The sequence below is a fragment of the Caloramator mitchellensis genome, from assembly GCF_001440545.1.
GTDB classification, from domain to species: Bacteria; Bacillota; Clostridia; order Clostridiales; family Caloramatoraceae; genus Caloramator; species Caloramator mitchellensis.
This window is the reverse complement of the sequence record NZ_LKHP01000003.1, coordinates 90775-108343: the sequence shown is the minus strand read 5'-3', so window position 1 is coordinate 108343 and position 17569 is coordinate 90775. Positions and strand designations below refer to the sequence as shown.

15 protein-coding genes are annotated in these 17569 nt (G+C 34.7%); 6 read left to right on the top strand and 9 right to left on the bottom strand.

The features are described 5' to 3' along the window. Nucleotides 1-43: 43 nt before the first annotated feature. Nucleotides 44-997 carry a patatin-like phospholipase family protein gene (locus tag ABG79_RS03610; protein ID WP_057977232.1) on the bottom strand — a complete coding sequence of 318 codons (954 nt, stop codon included), beginning with the start codon at nt 995-997 and terminating at the stop codon, nt 44-46. 566 nt (nt 998-1563) lie between these two features. Here ABG79_RS03610 and pulA point away from each other — a divergent pair. Further along, the gene (gene pulA, locus ABG79_RS03605) at nt 1564-4584 is read left to right on the top strand and encodes a type I pullulanase (RefSeq protein ID WP_057977230.1); all 3021 of its coding nucleotides are present in this window, start codon (nt 1564-1566) and stop codon (nt 4582-4584) included. Between the two features lie 761 nt (nt 4585-5345). Beyond that, nucleotides 5346-5987: a hypothetical protein gene (locus ABG79_RS03600; RefSeq protein WP_057977228.1), complete on the top strand. Its 642-nt coding sequence runs from the start codon at nt 5346-5348 to the stop codon at nt 5985-5987. A gap of 181 nt (nt 5988-6168) precedes the next feature. On the opposite strand, the gene ABG79_RS03595 is transcribed toward ABG79_RS03600, so the two are convergent. From ABG79_RS03595 to ABG79_RS03570, 6 genes are all read right to left on the bottom strand, one after another. After that, nucleotides 6169-8277, bottom strand: coding sequence for a glutamine synthetase III family protein (locus ABG79_RS03595; RefSeq protein WP_057977226.1), 2109 nt, complete (start codon nt 8275-8277; stop codon nt 6169-6171). 219 nt (nt 8278-8496) lie between these two features. Continuing rightward, nucleotides 8497-8910: an Hsp20/alpha crystallin family protein gene (locus ABG79_RS03590; protein ID WP_057977223.1), complete on the bottom strand. Its 414-nt coding sequence runs from the start codon at nt 8908-8910 to the stop codon at nt 8497-8499. 51 nt (nt 8911-8961) lie between these two features. Beyond that, complete coding sequence (locus tag ABG79_RS03585; RefSeq protein WP_057977217.1) at nt 8962-9918, bottom strand: acyl-CoA dehydratase activase; 957 nt, start codon at nt 9916-9918, stop codon at nt 8962-8964. After that, complete coding sequence (locus tag ABG79_RS03580) at nt 9899-10999, bottom strand: hypothetical protein (protein ID WP_057977214.1); 1101 nt, start codon at nt 10997-10999, stop codon at nt 9899-9901. Before ABG79_RS03580 ends, ABG79_RS03585 begins: the two co-directional genes overlap by 20 nt. Beyond that, complete coding sequence (locus ABG79_RS03575; RefSeq protein ID WP_057977212.1) at nt 10996-11907, bottom strand: acyl-CoA dehydratase activase-related protein; 912 nt, start codon at nt 11905-11907, stop codon at nt 10996-10998. Before ABG79_RS03575 ends, ABG79_RS03580 begins: the two co-directional genes overlap by 4 nt. A 200-nt stretch (nt 11908-12107) precedes the next feature. Further along, nucleotides 12108-12869: an exodeoxyribonuclease III gene (locus ABG79_RS03570; protein WP_057977210.1), complete on the bottom strand. Its 762-nt coding sequence runs from the start codon at nt 12867-12869 to the stop codon at nt 12108-12110. A 344-nt stretch (nt 12870-13213) separates the two neighbouring features. Between ABG79_RS03570 and ABG79_RS03565 the strand changes: the two genes are divergently transcribed. Next, a complete protein-coding gene (locus ABG79_RS03565) occupies nt 13214-13657 on the top strand; it encodes a cell wall hydrolase (RefSeq protein ID WP_057977209.1) in 444 nt (147 codons plus the stop codon). Between the two features lie 29 nt (nt 13658-13686). Next, nucleotides 13687-14052: a hypothetical protein gene (locus ABG79_RS03560; RefSeq protein WP_057977207.1), complete on the top strand. Its 366-nt coding sequence runs from the start codon at nt 13687-13689 to the stop codon at nt 14050-14052. 352 nt (nt 14053-14404) lie between these two features. Here the strand turns inward: ABG79_RS03560 and nhaC are convergent, their stop codons facing one another. Both nhaC and ABG79_RS03550 read right to left on the bottom strand, forming a co-directional pair. After that, nucleotides 14405-15820: a Na+/H+ antiporter NhaC gene (nhaC, locus tag ABG79_RS03555; RefSeq protein WP_200956790.1), complete on the bottom strand. Its 1416-nt coding sequence runs from the start codon at nt 15818-15820 to the stop codon at nt 14405-14407. A gap of 169 nt (nt 15821-15989) precedes the next feature. Then, nucleotides 15990-16931, bottom strand: coding sequence for a phosphoglycerate dehydrogenase (locus tag ABG79_RS03550; RefSeq protein ID WP_057977205.1), 942 nt, complete (start codon nt 16929-16931; stop codon nt 15990-15992). A 177-nt stretch (nt 16932-17108) separates the two neighbouring features. Here ABG79_RS03550 and ABG79_RS03545 point away from each other — a divergent pair, with 177 nt between their 5' ends. Next, nucleotides 17109-17294: a hypothetical protein gene (locus ABG79_RS03545; RefSeq protein WP_057977203.1), complete on the top strand. Its 186-nt coding sequence runs from the start codon at nt 17109-17111 to the stop codon at nt 17292-17294. Nucleotides 17295-17306: 12 nt separating this feature from the next. Next, complete coding sequence (locus tag ABG79_RS03540) at nt 17307-17558, top strand: spore coat protein (RefSeq protein WP_057977201.1); 252 nt, start codon at nt 17307-17309, stop codon at nt 17556-17558. Nucleotides 17559-17569 lie beyond the last annotated feature (11 nt).

The window sequence follows — 17569 nt, the reverse complement described above, 5'->3', positions numbered from 1 at the left end:
TCAGATGACTGAGCAATCATTAATATTTGTCTCATATGCCCAATCATCGAAGCAATGTTTCTCGTCTATCAGGAGCATCGTTCATCCTATATTTTTCAATATATTTTTGAAAATCCCAGCTTTCAATAAACTTTTTTGCACTAGTATAACCAGAGTTGAAAAGCTTAAGTTTTTTTGAAGCAGACAAATCAAAGTCTATCGTTTTAACATCCATACTTGGTATTGTTATAGTTCTTACAAAATCTTTGTTTTTTATATATCGCAAATCGTTTTCTTCAATCATTGTAGCAATAATATCTAAAGTATATCTTATTATATTGCTCCCATCATTCTTTTCCTCTGTCAAATTAGGTTCAACTAACTTAAATCCAAATGTTGGCCATCTTGGAACTCCTTCGACATCAAAAATCCACACTGGAAAATTGCTTAATACACCTCCATCAACAATATATGAAAATTTGTGATTATATTCTAATTTGACAGGTTTAAAAAAGAAAGGTATGCTAATACTCATTCTTACAGCTTTAGCTATATCAAACTCCATTGGGTCTATGCCATATTTTTTCAAATCATCAGGTAAAACCAAAATTTCCTTTTTTGTAATGTCTGTTGCAATTATTTTTAATAAAAATTCACCGTCTTTATAAACATCTTTAAATTTCCTTACTCCTTTGACTTCAAGCAAAACGCTAATCCAATCTTCAAAATAGTCCCCTGAATAAACTCCCTTTTCAAAAATAATACCTGCTGCTGACCCTACAATTGGTATCGACTGAATTGAATCTTTGTCTAATATTCTCCTAAAATCAAAATTCATTAGTATTCGCTTGATTTCATAAGCACTATACCCGGCCGCCAACAAAGCGGCAATAATAGCGCCCGCAGACGTTCCTGCAACTTTTTTTACTTTGTATCCAATGTCCTCTAGGTAACACAATGCTCCAACTATTCCAATCCCTTTAACTCCCCCACCTTCAAAAACTGCATCGAAAAACATTTAATCACCCATCTTTTTATCTATTCACATATTAAAATATGCAAATTTTTAAAATTTGACACCACAGGGACAGTTCATTTGAAAATTAACTTTCTAATAATCTGATTTGTGTGACACTTATGTTCAAATGCTAGGGACAGTTCATTAAAATCTTAACTTTTTAGGTTGTTAAAACTTATAAAGATAATTCATGCCAAATTAATAGGGGGACAGTTCATTTGGAATATAACTATTTCTTGCTTGTCCGAACTAATTTTACAAATGAACTGTCCCCATAAAAAAATTCCCATGAAAAATTCGTTTGCATTTCATCGCTGCTTGTCTAGATTTATAAAAGAGATGAACTGTCCCCCATAATTTCTTATGCTTGTCTAGAGTAACATAGTTAATGAACCGTCCCCGCAGAGAGTAATCCCACAGAAATCCTCCATATATTCCACAAAGCATGTCCTGAGTAATATAACAAATGAACTGTCCCTACGTAGCCCAAATATTCCCCATATAAAAAGGAATATTAACTTTTGTGTAGAATAATTTATATTAAGATAAAATTTGGAGGTGGGGAGATGAAGAAAAAAAATTTCGCAGGAATTATCATGGCAGTGATTTTTATTTTGAGCAATCTCATTTTTTTATTGCCATTAAGGCAAACGTTTGCTCAGTCTAAAACAAAGTTAATAATTCATTACGCCAAGGACCCAAACACAGATAAGGATTGGAATCTGTGGATTTGGCCCTTTGGTCAAGAAGGCAAAAAATACGAGTTTACTAAAACAGATGATTTTGGACCTTATGCGGTTATTGAATTCCAAGAAAAGTATGACAAAGTGGGTTTTATTGTCAGAACGGATAATTGGGATAAAGACGTTGCAGAGGACAGATTTATCGAAAAATTTAATAACGGTATTGCCGAAATTTGGCTATTGCCTGGGGACCCTCAGATTTATTATTCTAAACCTAATACCACAGCTTTTAGAAAAACAACTTTAGGAGAAAAAACCAAGGTTACGGTTCATTATTATCGTTACGATGGAAATTATACTGGTTGGAACTTATGGGTTTGGCCCTTCGGGAAACAAGGCTCAGGCTACAAATTTACATCTGAAGATAAATTTGGCAAGGTTGCGACATTCTACGTTGAAGGAACAGAAGGGGTTGATAAAATTGGGATAATAACAAGGCGAAGCACGGATGATAATCAATGGGCAGAAAAGGAGTTTGGGGACAGGTTTATAACTAAATTTAATCAGGACGGTTCAGCAGAAATTTGGCTCGCACAGGGCGATGAAAGAATTCACTACTCACCTTCCGAAATTGACTTAAGTCCTAAATTAGTTTCCGCTACCATTGACGATATAAACATTATAAACGTTGAAACTAATATACCTTTCACTATAAAGAATGATAAAAAAGAAGATGTTTCTGTTAAAGTTGATGGAAAATCACTTGATATTTTAAGTGTTGAAATAGACAAAAACTCAATTATGCAAAATAACACTTCAAGAAAACTTTCAATTAAGCTTAAAGACAAGCTCCCACTTGACAAGGTCATTACTGTAGAAAAAACTGGCTTTTTAAAAATAAATGCAACCTATGGAAGGGTTTTTAACTCTAGCGAGTTTGATAAACTTTACTTTTATGATGGTTCTGACCTTGGAGCTAATTATACCCAAAGCAGCACATCGTTTAAGTTATGGGCTCCAACTGCTTCAGATGTCAAACTTGTATTTTATGAAAAATGGGACGATAAACAAGGCAAAGAATTTAGTATGCAAAAGCAAGATAAGGGAATTTGGTCATACACATTCAATGGTGATGCAAATGGATTTATATATACCTATAAAGTTAGAATAGGCAACAATTGGAATGAAGCTGTAGACCCATATGCAAAGACTGTTACAGCCAATGGAGACAAAGGAGTAGTTATAGACCTATCAGCAACAAACCCTGATAAATGGGAGCCAAATAAAAAGCCAACACTAAAAAACGCTGTTGATGCAATAATATATGAACTTCATGTTAGGGACCTTTCAATGCATCCTCAGAGTGGAATAACAAACAAAGGAAAGTTCCTTGGCCTTTCCGAAACTGGAACAAAGGGGCCTAATGGGACTTTAACAGGACTAGACCATATAAAGGATTTAGGTGTAACACATGTTCAACTATTACCTATATTCGATTACGCAAGTGTCGACGAAACATCGAATAAACCGCAATTTAACTGGGGTTATGATCCTAAGAATTATAACGCTCCAGAAGGTAGTTACTCAACTAATCCTTTTGACCCAATAGCTAGAGTTAAGGAATTAAAAACTGCTATACAAACTCTACATGATAATGACTTAAGAGTTATTATGGACGTTGTTTACAACCACATGTTTAGTGCAGATGCATCAAATTTCAATAAAATTGTGCCTGGCTATTTCTTTAGGACAGGAGCCGACGGAAAACTTACCAACGGTTCTGGTTGTGGAAATGATACTGCTTCGGAAAGAAAAATGATGAGAAAATTTATAATCGATTCTGTTACTTACTGGGCAAAAGAATACAATATAGATGGATTTAGGTTTGACCTTATGGGACTTCACGATATCGAAACCATGAATGAGGTAAGAAAAGCCCTTGATAAGATTGACACATCTATAATTATTATAGGCGAAGGATGGAACTTAAACACTGCTCTTTCACTAGAGGAAAAGGCATGTCAAAAAAACGCATACAAGATGCCAAGAATCGCCCACTTTAACGATACAATAAGAGATGCAATTAAAGGCAGCGTATTCGACCATGCTGATCCTGGTTTTGTTAACGGAAAAGAATATACAGAGTTCAAGGTAAAATCGGGCATTGTTGGTGGAATTGAATATTCCGGCCAAATTTACACCTGGGGCAGAATAGAGCCCGATCAATCCGTAGTTTATTGCGAAGCACACGACAATAACACTCTATACGATAAGTTGAAATTTACTAATCCAGATGCTTCTGAAGAGCAGATTAAGGCAATGCACAAACTTGCCGGGGCAATAGTTTTAACATCTCAAGGAATACCTTTTATACATGCCGGCCAGGAATTTATGAGGACAAAGCAAGGTAACGATAACAGCTACAATGCAAGCGATGAAATAAATATGTTGGATTGGATGAGAAAGGCTGAAAATATGGATGTTGTTGAGTATTATAAGGGACTAATTAAACTTAGAAAAGAACACACTGCATTTAGAATGACAACATCTGAAATGATTAAATCCCACCTTAAATTTTTAGAAACTCCCAAAAATGTAATAGCATATACTCTAGGTGATAACGCGAATGGAGACTCTTGGAAAACAATTGTTGTCGCCTTCAATGGTAATGACAGCAAAGCTTCGATAAAGCTACCATACAGCGGAAAATGGGCGGTTGTCGTAAACGGAGAAAAATCAGGAACAGATGTAATCGAGACATTCAATGGCAGTAATCTAACGCTTCCAGCTAAAACAGCTTATGTATTATATTACAAAGGTAAAGACAACACGGTTTTATACTCCGCTATAATAATTGGGCTAATAACTGGGGTCGCTGCAGTATATTTTTCAAAGAGAAAGTAAGGTCTGGGGACAGTTCATTTGAAAATTAACTTTCTTATAATCTGATTTGTGTGAAACTTATTTCAAATGTCCAGGGACAGTTCATTAGAATCTTAACTTTTTAGGTTGTTAAAACTTATGAAGATAATGCCGAATTAATCAGGGGACAGTTCATTTGGAATATAACTATTTTTGCTTGTCCAAACTAATTTTTTAAATGAACTGTCCCCATAAAAAAATTCCCATGAGAAATTCGTTTGCTTTTCATCGCAGCTTGTCTAAATTTACAAAAGAGATGAACTGTCCCCCATTATTTCTTATGCTTGTCTAGAGTAACATAGTTAATGAACCGTCCCCATGGAAATCCCACAAAAATCTCCCATATATTCTGTTAAAGCATGTCCTGAGAAATAAAACAAATGAACTGTCCCTATGAAAACAAAGTAGCATGTCTAGATTAATAAAACAAATGAACCGTCCCCATATGACTGTCCCCATATGAAAAAAACCCCTAAATGATAGGGGATTCGGTTTCTTTGCACCAGCGGGTCGTCTGGCAAATACTAAGGTTTCTAGGGCAAAAACGGCACATACACTGTAAATCATCAGCGCTGCAATTGCCAGTTTTATATTCATTGCATTTTTTACAGTTGCTGTTTATTATTCTTTTTATTTCTTGCATATTCAACCTCCACATGTTAAATATTCTTAATATTTTTGTCACATAATTGTCACAAAAAAGGAGTAATATAAAATTGGAAAATAGTGAAAGGGGGTATATCATGAAAAGAAAAATTGCTTACATGGTATCGGCACTATTAATTGTAACATCTTTAGGCTCAGTTGCAAGCGCTAAATCAGCGTCGTCTAACAAAAATCTTCTATTCAAGACTAAAACTTTTGTAGCAAAAGAGTTCAAAAACAAAGATGGAAAGATGTTCTTTAAATTCAAGACAAGATGCGATGTTGCTAATCCGTTTGGTGAAAAATTCAATAATTTAACTTTGGAGCAGAAGAAGGAATTAATCAAGAAACACTTTGAAGAAAAAATTAACCTCGCTGTTAAAAACGGTAGATTAACCCAAGAGCAGGCTGATAAAATTTTAAAGGAATTCCAGGAAAAGCTTAATGCTTGGGATGGAAAAACACCTATGATGTTTAAAGAAAGGCTCGGCGGAAAATTTGACGTTAATTTTGACAATTTAACTCTTGCTGAAAAGAAAGATTTGGTCACAAAGCATTTCCAGGATAAGCTCAACTTCCTAGTAAAGAACGGGAAAATTACCCAGGAGCAATCTGATAAAATGCTAAATGAATTAAAAAATAAGCTTAATAGCTGGGACGGAAAAAGAGAAACACTAAGAGAAATTAAAAGGAGTATATGGGAGCTATATAAACCTTCAACATCTACTACTAAATTATAAAAAGTGCCATCTTACAATGGCACTTTCTTTATATTTAATATTTTCCATTTAATCCCTTCACCCGCAAGTATAAAAATAACTTTAAGATTCTACAAGTAAAATCATCACATGCTAAAGTTCAAAACAAATTGCCCAAAATACAAATCAAGGTGAGGTTAATCCTCACCCATATATTAAATCTTTACTCAAACATTATCTTCCCATACCCTGGCATCGGCCACAGCTTCTCCTCCACCAATGTTTCCAGGTTATCAACGGCATCCCTTAAATTCTCCATCTGAACAAAAACTTCGTCCCTTACAAACCTTGCCTTACAATATGAATCATCCTCAAATTTATCCGCCTTCTCTATTAGTTCAGCAAGCTTAGCACTATTTTCATCAACAGATTCAATCTGCTTTGCTACCTCAATGAATTTATTCTTTATAACATCCAATCCAATTCCCAATCCAGTTTCATTTATTGCATTATATGATTTTGCTATATTTTCAGCATACTTTATTACCACAGGATAAATATCCTTTGTAACAATGTCAACCATAGTTTTAGCTTCAATCAGCACCTGTTTAATATAGGTCTCAAGCAGAACTTCATATCTTGAATGAATCTCAGTGCTATTCAAAACCCTATGCTTTTCAAAAAGCTCTATTATCTTGTCGCTAACATAATATTTTGCAGCATCGACAGTAGATTTTAAATTAAGCAATCCTCTTCTTTCTGCTTCTCTTACCCATTCTTCCGAATACCCATCACCATTGAATATAATTCTTTTATTGTTTATTGCAACTTCCATTAATATATTTTTTACTTCCTTAACAATTTCGCTATTGTCTACCCTCTCCAACCTGTCTGCAAATTTGCAAAGTTCTTCAGCAATTATAGTATTAAGCGCAGTAACAGCATCGGATATGGACGCCGAAGAAGGAACCATTCTAAATTCAAATTTATTCCCCGTAAACGCAAAAGGCGAAGTTCTATTTCTATCAGTCGTATCCTTTTTCAGAACAGGCAATGTCAAAACTCCCGTTTCAAGCTTTTCTCTACCCTTTGAGCCTATTATTTCACCCTTTTCTATCTGCTCCCATATATCAGTCAATTGCTCCCCTAAAAACATCGATATAATAGCCGGCGGTGCCTCACTTGCTCCAAGTCGATGGTCATTTCCCGTGCTTGAAGCAGAAATTCTTAAAAGCTCTTGATACTCGTCAACCCCTTTAATAAATGCTGCTAAAAACAACAAAAATTGAAGATTATCATGAGGAGTCTTTCCTGGGTCTAGCAGATTAATTCCTTCATTTGTTACAAGCGAATAATTAACATGCTTTCCTGAACCATTCACACCTTTAAATGGCTTTTCGTGTAAAAGACAAACAAGCCCATGCCTATTAGCAACCTTCAAAAGTGTCTCCATAATTATCTGATTTTGGTCAGCTGCAACATTTGCATTCGTGAATATTGGTGCAATCTCATATTGATTTGGAGCAACTTCCTTATGCTTAGTTCTTGCCGAAACCCCAACCTTCCAGAGCTCCTCGTCAATCTCCTTCATGAAAGCTGCTACCTTTTCATTTATACTTCCAAAATAATGGTCCTCGAGTTCCTGCCCTTTAGGCGGCTTTGCACCAAACAAAGTTCTACCAGCATAAACTAAATCCTTGCGTTTCTTATATATTTCTTTATCTATCAAAAAATACTCCTGCTCGGCTCCAACCATAGGAACAACTCTAAGAACACTCGTATTTCCTAACAATTTAAGCACCCTTACTGCCTGCTTAGAAACTGCCTCCATAGACCTTAAAAGAGGTGTCTTCTTGTCAAGCGCCTCTCCTGTATATGCACAAAAAGCAGTCGGAATATATAAGGTCGCTCCACCTTCATCCTTAACAACAAAAGCATAAGATGTGCAGTCCCATACAGTATATCCTCTTGCTTCAAACGTTGCTCTTATACCACCATTTGGAAAACTTGATGCGTCAGGTTCGCCTTTGATAAGCTCTTTTCCCGAAAATTCAGTGATTGCATTGCCTTCTTTATTAGGAGATATGAATGATTCCAATTTCATGGCTGTTCGACCATTCATCGGCTGAAACCAGTGTGTGAAATGAGTTGCACCCTTTTCGATAGCCCAATCCTTCATCGCGTTTGCCACAACCTCAGCAACCTCTGCTTCAAGTGGCAGACCTTCATCTATCGTTTTTCTCAGCTTACTATAGATGGATTTAGGAAGTCTCTCCCTCATAACGATGTCATTAAAAACATTAACACCAAAAAACTCTGTAATAGTTGACATTGCATCATCCCCTTTAAATTATTAAAATCGAATATATTTATATTATTTAAAATTATGATTCAAACTATGTCGAATTTTATAAAACATTGTTCTAAATACTTTGCATAAAACACATATAAATATAATAATATTATAATATGCAAATTTCAATGTATAATTTATTAATTTTTTGAAAATTAGAGTTAAAAAAAATTAGGATTGCAAATTGCAATCCTAATTTTATGATAATCTTATTCTCTTTCCCTTTGTTGCTTTATTATGAAGCTTAGGTATTGTCAATGTCAAAACACCGTCTTTGTAATCCGCCTTTGCTTCTTCTGATTTTACTTCAGATGGAAGGGATATAACTCTTGAAAATTTACCGTGATACCTTTCACTTCTTCTAATGGATTCTTCATTATACTCTGCCGTCCTTCTAATTTCACCACTGATTCTTACCTCGTCGTCATATACAGTTATGTCCAAATCTTCTTTACTTATTCCTGGTATATCTGCTACAACTTTAACTTCATTTTCCGTTTCAAAAACATCAACCCTCGGTCTTTCATAAAATTCTATACTTTTGAAAACATCATCTACATCTCTTCTCAATCTTTCCAAATCATTAAATGGATTAAATGGTATCAAACTCATTATATCACCTCCATTTTTAGTATTTTACGTTCTCAAAAATTTTAAACATAATTAAACGGCCATTTTATTACTATATTTCCCACATCTATCCCCAAAATACCCTATAATCCTGTTATCGCACTTTAAAACTGCAACTTCACACATATTAGGACATCCGTTACATTCAAAACTAGCGGTAACATAATTTTCTTCGGCAATTTCAAACCCCTTAAAATATGTTCTGCCAGCCTTTTCAACGGTCTCTCTTGCAAGTATTGCAGCACCAATTGCTCCCATCATATTGTAATGCTCCGGAACAACTACCTCAATATTCAAAGCCTTCTCAAAAGCTCTTTTCATACCCTTATTAGCAGCAACACCACCCTGGAAAAATACCTTTTCTTTAATTTCTTTACCTTTTCCAACATTGTTTAAATAATTTCTAACAAGAGCCTCACAAAGGCCTCCAACTATGTCCTCAACTGAGAATCCAAGCTGCTGCTTATGAATCATATCTGATTCAGCAAAGACAGCACATCTTCCGGCTATCCTTACTGGATTTTCCGACCTTAAGGCATAATCCCCAAACTCCTCTATTGCAATCTCCAACCTCTCTGCCTGTCTATCAAGAAATGAACCTGTCCCTGCAGCACAAACAGTGTTCATAGCAAAATCAGTTATTATCCCATCGTTGAGGGTAATTATTTTCGAGTCCTGCCCTCCTATTTCAATAATTGTCCTAACATCTTTATCGATACTTAAAGCAGCAACAGCATGAGCTGTTATTTCATTTTTCACTACATCTCCACCAATTAAAAAAGCTGCAATATTTCTTCCGCTTCCAGTTGTTCCAGCAGCATAAATATCTTTGCTTTCAACTTTTTCTTTTATAATCTTAAAACCTTCAAGTATAGCCTTAATCGGTCTGCCCTTTGTCCTTAAATAAAGGCTCTCGATCACATTATTATTTTCATCAATAACCACGATATCAGTGCTAACAGAGCCAACATCAACTCCTAGACAATACATGATTCCTTCTCCTTTCTAAAAGGTCTATAAATGCCTCAAGCCTTGTCTGATATCCAGCTTCACCGGTCATCTCATCAACTACAAGACTTAAAATAGGAAAATTCTTATCCCTCGATACCGAAGGCAAAATTGACTTTGACACAATCTCTGGCATGCAGCCTAATGGGAAGATTTGTATTGCCCCATCAAAACCCTCCTCATGGGCAAGTATAGACTCTCCTATACACTCCTGACCATGCCCACCAACGCCATACGGAAGATAATCCTTAGCAGATTTTCTTATCTTTTTTGCAGTTAAACCAAATGGGCTCAAAATGACTGTATTATAAAACCACCAACTTGGACTTAAAGTTCTCTTTGAGTGGACTCCCAATTCCATCAGTTTATCCTCGATGTATAAATTAGAAAAGGGTTCAATAATGGTATAAATTTCACCAATGATAGCAACTTTTAATGGATTTCTATTCTTCTCAATTTGGACATTATCCATCTTAATATGATATTCCTTTAAAATTTCAATTGCTCTTTTAGGGTTGTTAGTCCTTAAAAGCTCCTTTTTGCATTCGTTCAATATTTTTTTGCAATCCCCTTTATTTATCTCGTATCCTGCCAATTTATGCGCCTTCGCCTCTAAATCATCGATAAGCGTAATTATTTTATATGCATTCATAAGGGCCATATATTTTTCATGCTTTTTCTTTGGACTAGCATCAGTAATCTTTTTTATTCTCCTTTTTAGTTCATCAAATCCAATATCGGAAGGCATATCAAAAACAATAAAATCAAGGTTATGCCCAATCTTATTCAATAATTTCATTTGAAGTTCACCATATTCTCCAAAACGGCATGGCCCACAACTTCCAGTTAATATAACTGTATCAGCGCCTTGTCTGATGCTTTGAATATAATTCCCAAGCATAATTTTAAATGGTAGGCAAATCTCCTCTGGTGAATAAAGAGTTCCAATTTCAAGAGCTTCTTTATTATTTAGCGGTGGAATTACATAATCTATCCCAAGTCCATCAAGCAAAAACTTTGCAGCAATATATACATTGCCCATGTGCGGAAAGGTTATTTTCAAGCCATTTCACCTCTTTTCCTTTTCTTCCTCTGAAGCATATCTACAAATGCCTCGATGCGTGTATCAAACCCTGCTTCCCCAGTATGTTCATCTATTTTAAGAAGTAAAAATGGAAACTCATCTATTTTATTCTTAATTAACTCAATTATTACTGAATCCAAACCACATGCAAAAGATGAAAGATATATTATTCCGTCAATTAAATTGTTATCAATAGCACAAGAAACAAATCCATAATGCTCCCTTGCAAATGTCCAGAACGGACGTTTAAAAAGCTTTTTAACTTCATTATTCTTAACCTCATCATCTATCTTTTCCTGGGTAATAACTCCAACACCAAATCCATGTAACTTTTTAATTAAATTCATATTAATAAAATCATCATAAATATTATATTGATGACCAACCAATGCAACTTTTAATTCAAAGTCATTATCATCGATGCCTTCATCATAGTGATTTTGAGCTTCAATAGCCCTTTCAAACGCTACATTTATTTTATTGATATTTTTTGTAATCATCCTACCAGTATCGTAAGCCCAATTATAAAACTTATCGATTGAATATAGGTAAATTGGAGATTTTGTAATTCTAGGGAGTCCTTCTATATTGTGATATACCATTTCAGGAATTCCACAGAATTTTGGGCAGATAAATTCTCTTTCTTTAATCTGCATAATCCTTGGCACAACAATTAAATCGCATTTATCTTTTATTTTAGCTACATGTCCATGGAAAATCTTTACAGGTAAACAAGCCTCATCAACACAAAGTTTAACCCCCATATCAAGGACTTCTTTATTTGTATCCGGAGATACTAATACCTCTGCCCCCAGCTCCTCAAAAAATGTGTGAAAAAACGGCTTATACTTGTAATACAAAAGCCCCTTTGGTATTCCAACTATCATTTAATCACCTGCTTTTTAAAAAAACTTACACCTATTTATTATTGACAAAAATATAAAAATTATTCACCGTCTCTGGGGACAGTTCATTCAATTTATTACAATTTTACTTCTTAATAATAAAAATTTAGGGACAGTTCATTTAAAATATTAACTTTTAGTGATTACCACAAAAGTAATATTTGAAATGAACTGTCCCCATATTATTTTAACTTTAGCATCACAGGGCAGTGGTCGGAACCTAAAACATCAGTTAAAATTTTTACATCAGCAACCCTCTCAATTAAATTATCTGAAACAAAATGGTAATCAATTCTCCAGCCAACGTTTTTCTGCCTTGCGTTAAACATGTAGCTCCACCACGTATATTCAATTTTTTCTGGATAAAGATATCTATAGGCATCGACAAAACCTTTATGCAAGAATTTATCCATATATTCTCTTTCAATCGGTAAAAACCCCGAGCTTTTCTCGTTTGACTTAGGATTTTTTAGGTCAATTTCGTTATGAGCTGTATTGTAATCACCACAGATTATCAATTTCTTGCCTTGGTCTAATAATTTTTTACTATAGTCCATAAGGGCATCGTAAAACCTAAGTTTATAATCAAGCCTTTCATCACTCATCTTACCATTAGGAAAATAAATATTGAACAATGTAAAATCATCATATTCAGCGATGAGTATTCTCCCTTCTCTATCGAATTCATCAATTCCAATTCCATATGCAATCTGATTAGGTTCAGTTTTCGAAAAAATTGCCACTCCACTATAACCCTTTTTCTCAGCGTAGCTAAAATATGTATAATATCCATCTAAATTTTTTATTTCATCATCTAGTTGGTCCTCTTGAAGCTTTGTTTCTTGAATGCATAGAATATCTGGATTCTCGCTACTCAAAAAATCAAAAAATCCCTTCTTTGCAATAGCTCTTAAGCCATTTACATTCCACGTGTATATTCGCATAATATTCTCCCCTTTTAAGCGTAATTAGAAATAATTTTTACCATATTAAAATTTTATCAGATATTTTATATTAATCAAAGACGATATTTATTTTCTGATAATATTTTTTATCTATAACTTCAAGTCAATTGTTTACTTGTTAATGAACTGTCCCCTAAATTTCGCATTAATAAAAATAAATATTATCTTGTTCAAAGTTTAAATACAAATGAACTGTCCCCTTGAATTTGCTTGTCCAAAATTTAAAACTTTAATGAACTGTCCCAGTAAAGCATATAATTTAGTAACAAAAATATATATTTTGAATATATTAGTAGTGAATTATTATTTTGGTGGTGCTATGGATGTCGTTTTCATCAAGGGAGTTGTTAGCACGATTAATTAGATGTGAAGCTGAAGGAGAAGGCGAAATGGGTATGAAGGCTGTAGCATCTGTGGTTATGAATCGAGTGAATGTCACCTATGGTGAATATAGAAGAGTTGGCCAAGGAGATTTAAGAAAGATTATTATGCAGCCCCGCCAATTTACCTGCTGCATGACCAAGGTCTATGGACAAATTAATTACCAAAACATTTGGGCCAAACCTCCAACTGATTATCATTATTGGATAGCAGATTGGGCCTTATCTGGTCAAAAACTCCCTGGAGTGGGTTTTGCACTATGGTATTATAATCCATTCAAACCTAATTGTGCATATTTCTTTCCTATAACAAAGACTGGAAGATATGTCACAAGAATTGCTCAACATTGTTTTTATAATCCTACTGAATTGTATGCTCAAACTTAATATAATAATTAATTTTAAGGGGGTCTATTATGTCTAAAAAAGAAACACAATCAAATGAATTTAAGGAAATGAACTATTTAAATCCTCCAATCTACAACCCATACTTTAATTGTCCGTTTGAATATTATAGACAACAGCCTTTTGATGCTGTCCCAGCAGAAGATTCACAAATGGAACCAACGCTCAAGGATATCGCTTATACGCAGGCATGGCTTAGAACGCAGGTTGGAAAAAGAGTTAAAATAGAATTTTTAATTGGAACACAGATGTGGATTGATAAGGAAGGAACTTTGCTTGAAGTTGGTATTAGTTATGTTGTCTTAAGAGAGTCAAGCACAAACCATAAAGTAATGTGCGACCTATATTCAATAAGATTTGTAACAGTTTTCGATTAAGGCTTGCAGATGCAGGCCTTTCTTACTTTTAGTGTGACCCTTTTTTGTCCCTTGCTGCACAAAGTTGAAGATTTATAAACGAAAAGTAAAGGTAACTGATAAGTAGCACTTAATGGACTTGTGACTTGAGACTTTTGAATTTTGAATTTTGCATTTTGACTTGAGACTTGTGGCTTAAGATTGAGATTAAAAAAGAAAATTAAGTGTTCATTGGCTTTGTCCTAATTGTCAAACAAATCAAGAACTCAAGAAATCAAGTGAATGTCACTAACCCCCATGAAGATTTCATGGGGGTTGTCCTAATTGCCAAACAATTCAAGAAATCAAGAAATCAAGTGAATGTCACCAATGATTATGCTTTAACTGTATTTGCTTGTTCAGGCTTTATTTTTTCCATTGTAATTCCTGTGAAGCCGTAGAACATTGAAACAAGTGGATTTACGTAGTTTAATACTGCAAATGGCAGGTATGCAAATGGGTGAACGCCTAATGCTCCCATCATAAACGCACCGCAGGTGTTCCATGGAATCAGTGGTGAGGTTAATGTTCCTGCATCTTCAAGACATCTTGAAAGGTTCTTTGGAGCAAGGCCCTTCTTTTCAAATGCACTCTTGAACATTCTTCCTGGGATAACAATTGAAAGATATTGGTCTCCAGCAACTATATTTGTAAATATACTTGAGAAAATAGTTGCTGATACAAGTGCTCCAACGCTGTCGGATGCGCTAAGAAGCATCTGAGCCAATTTTTCAAGGAAACCTGCCTTTTCCATTATACCACCAAATGTCATAGCACAAAGTATAAGCGAAACAGTATACATCATGCTCTGCATTCCACCTCTTGTTAAGAGGTCGTCAACTATTTGGAATCCTGTTTCTGAAACATATCCATCGTTTAATACTGACAATATATCCCCAAATCCTTTTCCTTGGAAAATAAGTGCGAATATTGCACCTAAAACAGTTCCAGATAACAACCCTGGAATTGCTGGAACCTTCTTAACAACCATTATAATAACCACGATTGGTGGAATTAAAAGCCAAATGCTAATGTTAAATTGTTGGCCAAGGGCTTCAAGAATCTTATTTATCTGTGCAACGTCAAGCTCTCTTCCTGCAAATCTTGACCCAAGAATAGCGTAAACTACCATTGCAATCAAATAGCTTGGACCAGTTGTGAATATCATGTGTCTTACGTGGTCAAATAGTGTAGCTCCCGCCATTGCTGGTGCAAGGTTAGTTGTATCAGAAAGAGGTGACATCTTATCTCCAAAATATGCACCTGAAACAACTGCACCTGCTACCATTGGTAGTGGAATTCCAAGACCTTGTCCAACACCAATAAGTGCAATACCAACTGTTCCTGCAGTTGTCCATGAACTACCTGTAGCAAGTGATACTATACTTGAAATAATCAATGTTGCTACAAGGAAAATCCCTGGCGATAAAATCTTCAAACCATAGTAAATCATCGCTGGAACTGTTCCTGATAAAATCCATGCCCCAATAACAGTTCCTATTATCATTAGAATAATAATAGCCTGCATTGACATACTAATTGTATCAATTATTCCCTTTTCAATATCTCCCCATTTTAAACCAACTCTAAGAGCCATTAAAGCTGCTACAATTGATGCGATAATAAGCGGGATGTGTGGACTTGCTTCATACTTGATGATAGAAAATGATAAAATTGCAACTAGGAAAATTACAGGTATCAAGGCTTCCCAAACCTTTGGCTGTCTAATTTCTGATTGTCCTTTTTCCATTGTATTACCCCCCTATAAATTAGCTTTTTTAATATTTTATCATTAAAATATATCAATTTCAACAATATTTAAAAAATTTAAAAACATCAATTAAATAAATACTTGAAAAATCAATATGTTTCTTTGCTTTTTCGCTTATTTTACATAGAATAGCGAATTTTTTTGGAAATCAATATCCCTTGTTTAAATCAACTATATTAAGTAACTGCTTTTTTTCGACATACCTCTTTAAATTTTCATAAATTAAATTAAATCTTCTTTCGTTTCTCATTTCTGATATCCATGAATTGTGAGGTGTTATATATACATTATCCATGTCCCATAATGGGCTGTTTTCTTCGAGTGGTTCTTTTTCAAAAACATCCAGGGCGGCTCCTTTTATCTTACCGCTTTTTAAATTATTAATCAGTTCAACTTCATCAACAATATTTCCCCTTGCTATGTTTATAAAATATACTCCGTCCTTCATTGCACTAAACCTATCCTTGTTAATTAAGCGATATGTTTTATCAGTTGCAGGCATGGTAATAACTACAAAATCACATTCCTTTAGCATCAAATCTATTTCATCTGAACTATAGCATTTATCAAATCCTTCAACATCTCTTCCAACTGTATTTAACCCCAAAATTTTAACTCCAAACGCTCTAAGCCTTTTGGCTGCTTCAGTTGCAATGCTGCCTGTCCCAACAAATCCAATTGTTTTACCATATATTTCTATCAAAGATGTGTCAACCTTCCACTTTTTCTCCTGCTGCCTTTTAAAAAATCCATAGCTATTTCTTGAAAGCTGAAGTATATTCATTACAATCCATTCTCCAATCGGAATACTATAACCACCTTTGTTATTTGTTAAAATTATTCCCTTATCATTAATATAATCAAGAGGCGCCTGGTCTATTCCAATGCTTGAGAGCTGTATCCATTTAAGACCTTCCATCATCTTAATATCAAGAGTTTCAAATGGATTATAGCAGACCAATACGTCAACATCCTTTAAATCTTCAGTATAAAAAAGGTCCTTCTCATCTTTAATTAACACTTCATAACCAAGTTCTCTAATCTTGTCCATCTTATCTTTACCATAATCATAGGTTACTAACGCCTTCATATCAAATTCCTCCCTGAAAAATTTTTAACGTTTTAACTAAATTATACTATATTTTCACTATCTTCTGCCTAATGTATAAGATACTACTGCTTGCATTATATAACTGTATTAAATACTCATCAAAAGCTAAAAATAATATCGTAATCGATAAATTTCGACAAAGAAAGGAGAATTTATATGGCACAACTTAATCAGATTGAACTTCAGAATTTAAGGCATCTTATAGGACACCACGATACAGCTGCACAAAAGTTTGACTCATACGCTCAAATGGCAACCGACCCACAGGTTAAGCAGGTATTCACTCAAGCAGCTCAGAGTGCAAGAAATACTAAGCAAAAGCTTACTTCATTCTTACAATAAGGAGGAGTCGAAATGTTAAACGAAAAAGCACTTGTTAACGACGCACTTAGCATGATAAACAGCAGCTTAACTTCATATTCGAATGCTATAGCGCAATGCACAAACGCCCAATTAAGAAGCACCCTCCAACAAATTAGAAACAGCGACGAACAATTCCAATGGGATTTATACAAACTTGCTGAACAAAAGGGTTATTATAAGCCAGCTAGACCTGCTGACACAGCCGACATTCAACAGGTTAAATCAGACCTTGGAACATTCTAAAGGAGTGGCTT

What these genes read in the sequence shown, in the direction of transcription:
- ABG79_RS03595 (WP_057977226.1), bottom strand. Translation starts at nt 8,277, where the DNA reads ATGTCAACTATTACAGAGTTTTTTGGTGTTAATGTTTTTAATGACATC.
- pulA (WP_057977230.1), top strand. Translation starts at nt 1,564, where the DNA reads ATGAAGAAAAAAAATTTCGCAGGAATTATCATGGCAGTGATTTTTATT.
- ABG79_RS03540 (WP_057977201.1), top strand. Translation starts at nt 17,307, where the DNA reads ATGTTAAACGAAAAAGCACTTGTTAACGACGCACTTAGCATGATAAAC.
- ABG79_RS03545 (WP_057977203.1), top strand. Translation starts at nt 17,109, where the DNA reads ATGGCACAACTTAATCAGATTGAACTTCAGAATTTAAGGCATCTTATA.
- ABG79_RS03610 (WP_057977232.1), bottom strand. Translation starts at nt 997, where the DNA reads ATGTTTTTCGATGCAGTTTTTGAAGGTGGGGGAGTTAAAGGGATTGGA.
- nhaC (WP_200956790.1), bottom strand. Translation starts at nt 15,820, where the DNA reads ATGGAAAAAGGACAATCAGAAATTAGACAGCCAAAGGTTTGGGAAGCC.
- ABG79_RS03575 (WP_057977212.1), bottom strand. Translation starts at nt 11,907, where the DNA reads ATGATAGTTGGAATACCAAAGGGGCTTTTGTATTACAAGTATAAGCCG.
- ABG79_RS03550 (WP_057977205.1), bottom strand. Translation starts at nt 16,931, where the DNA reads ATGAAGGCGTTAGTAACCTATGATTATGGTAAAGATAAGATGGACAAG.
- ABG79_RS03565 (WP_057977209.1), top strand. Translation starts at nt 13,214, where the DNA reads ATGTCGTTTTCATCAAGGGAGTTGTTAGCACGATTAATTAGATGTGAA.
- ABG79_RS03570 (WP_057977210.1), bottom strand. Translation starts at nt 12,869, where the DNA reads ATGCGAATATACACGTGGAATGTAAATGGCTTAAGAGCTATTGCAAAG.
- ABG79_RS03585 (WP_057977217.1), bottom strand. Translation starts at nt 9,918, where the DNA reads ATGTATTGTCTAGGAGTTGATGTTGGCTCTGTTAGCACTGATATCGTG.
- ABG79_RS03560 (WP_057977207.1), top strand. Translation starts at nt 13,687, where the DNA reads ATGTCTAAAAAAGAAACACAATCAAATGAATTTAAGGAAATGAACTAT.
- ABG79_RS03600 (WP_057977228.1), top strand. Translation starts at nt 5,346, where the DNA reads ATGAAAAGAAAAATTGCTTACATGGTATCGGCACTATTAATTGTAACA.
- ABG79_RS03590 (WP_057977223.1), bottom strand. Translation starts at nt 8,910, where the DNA reads ATGAGTTTGATACCATTTAATCCATTTAATGATTTGGAAAGATTGAGA.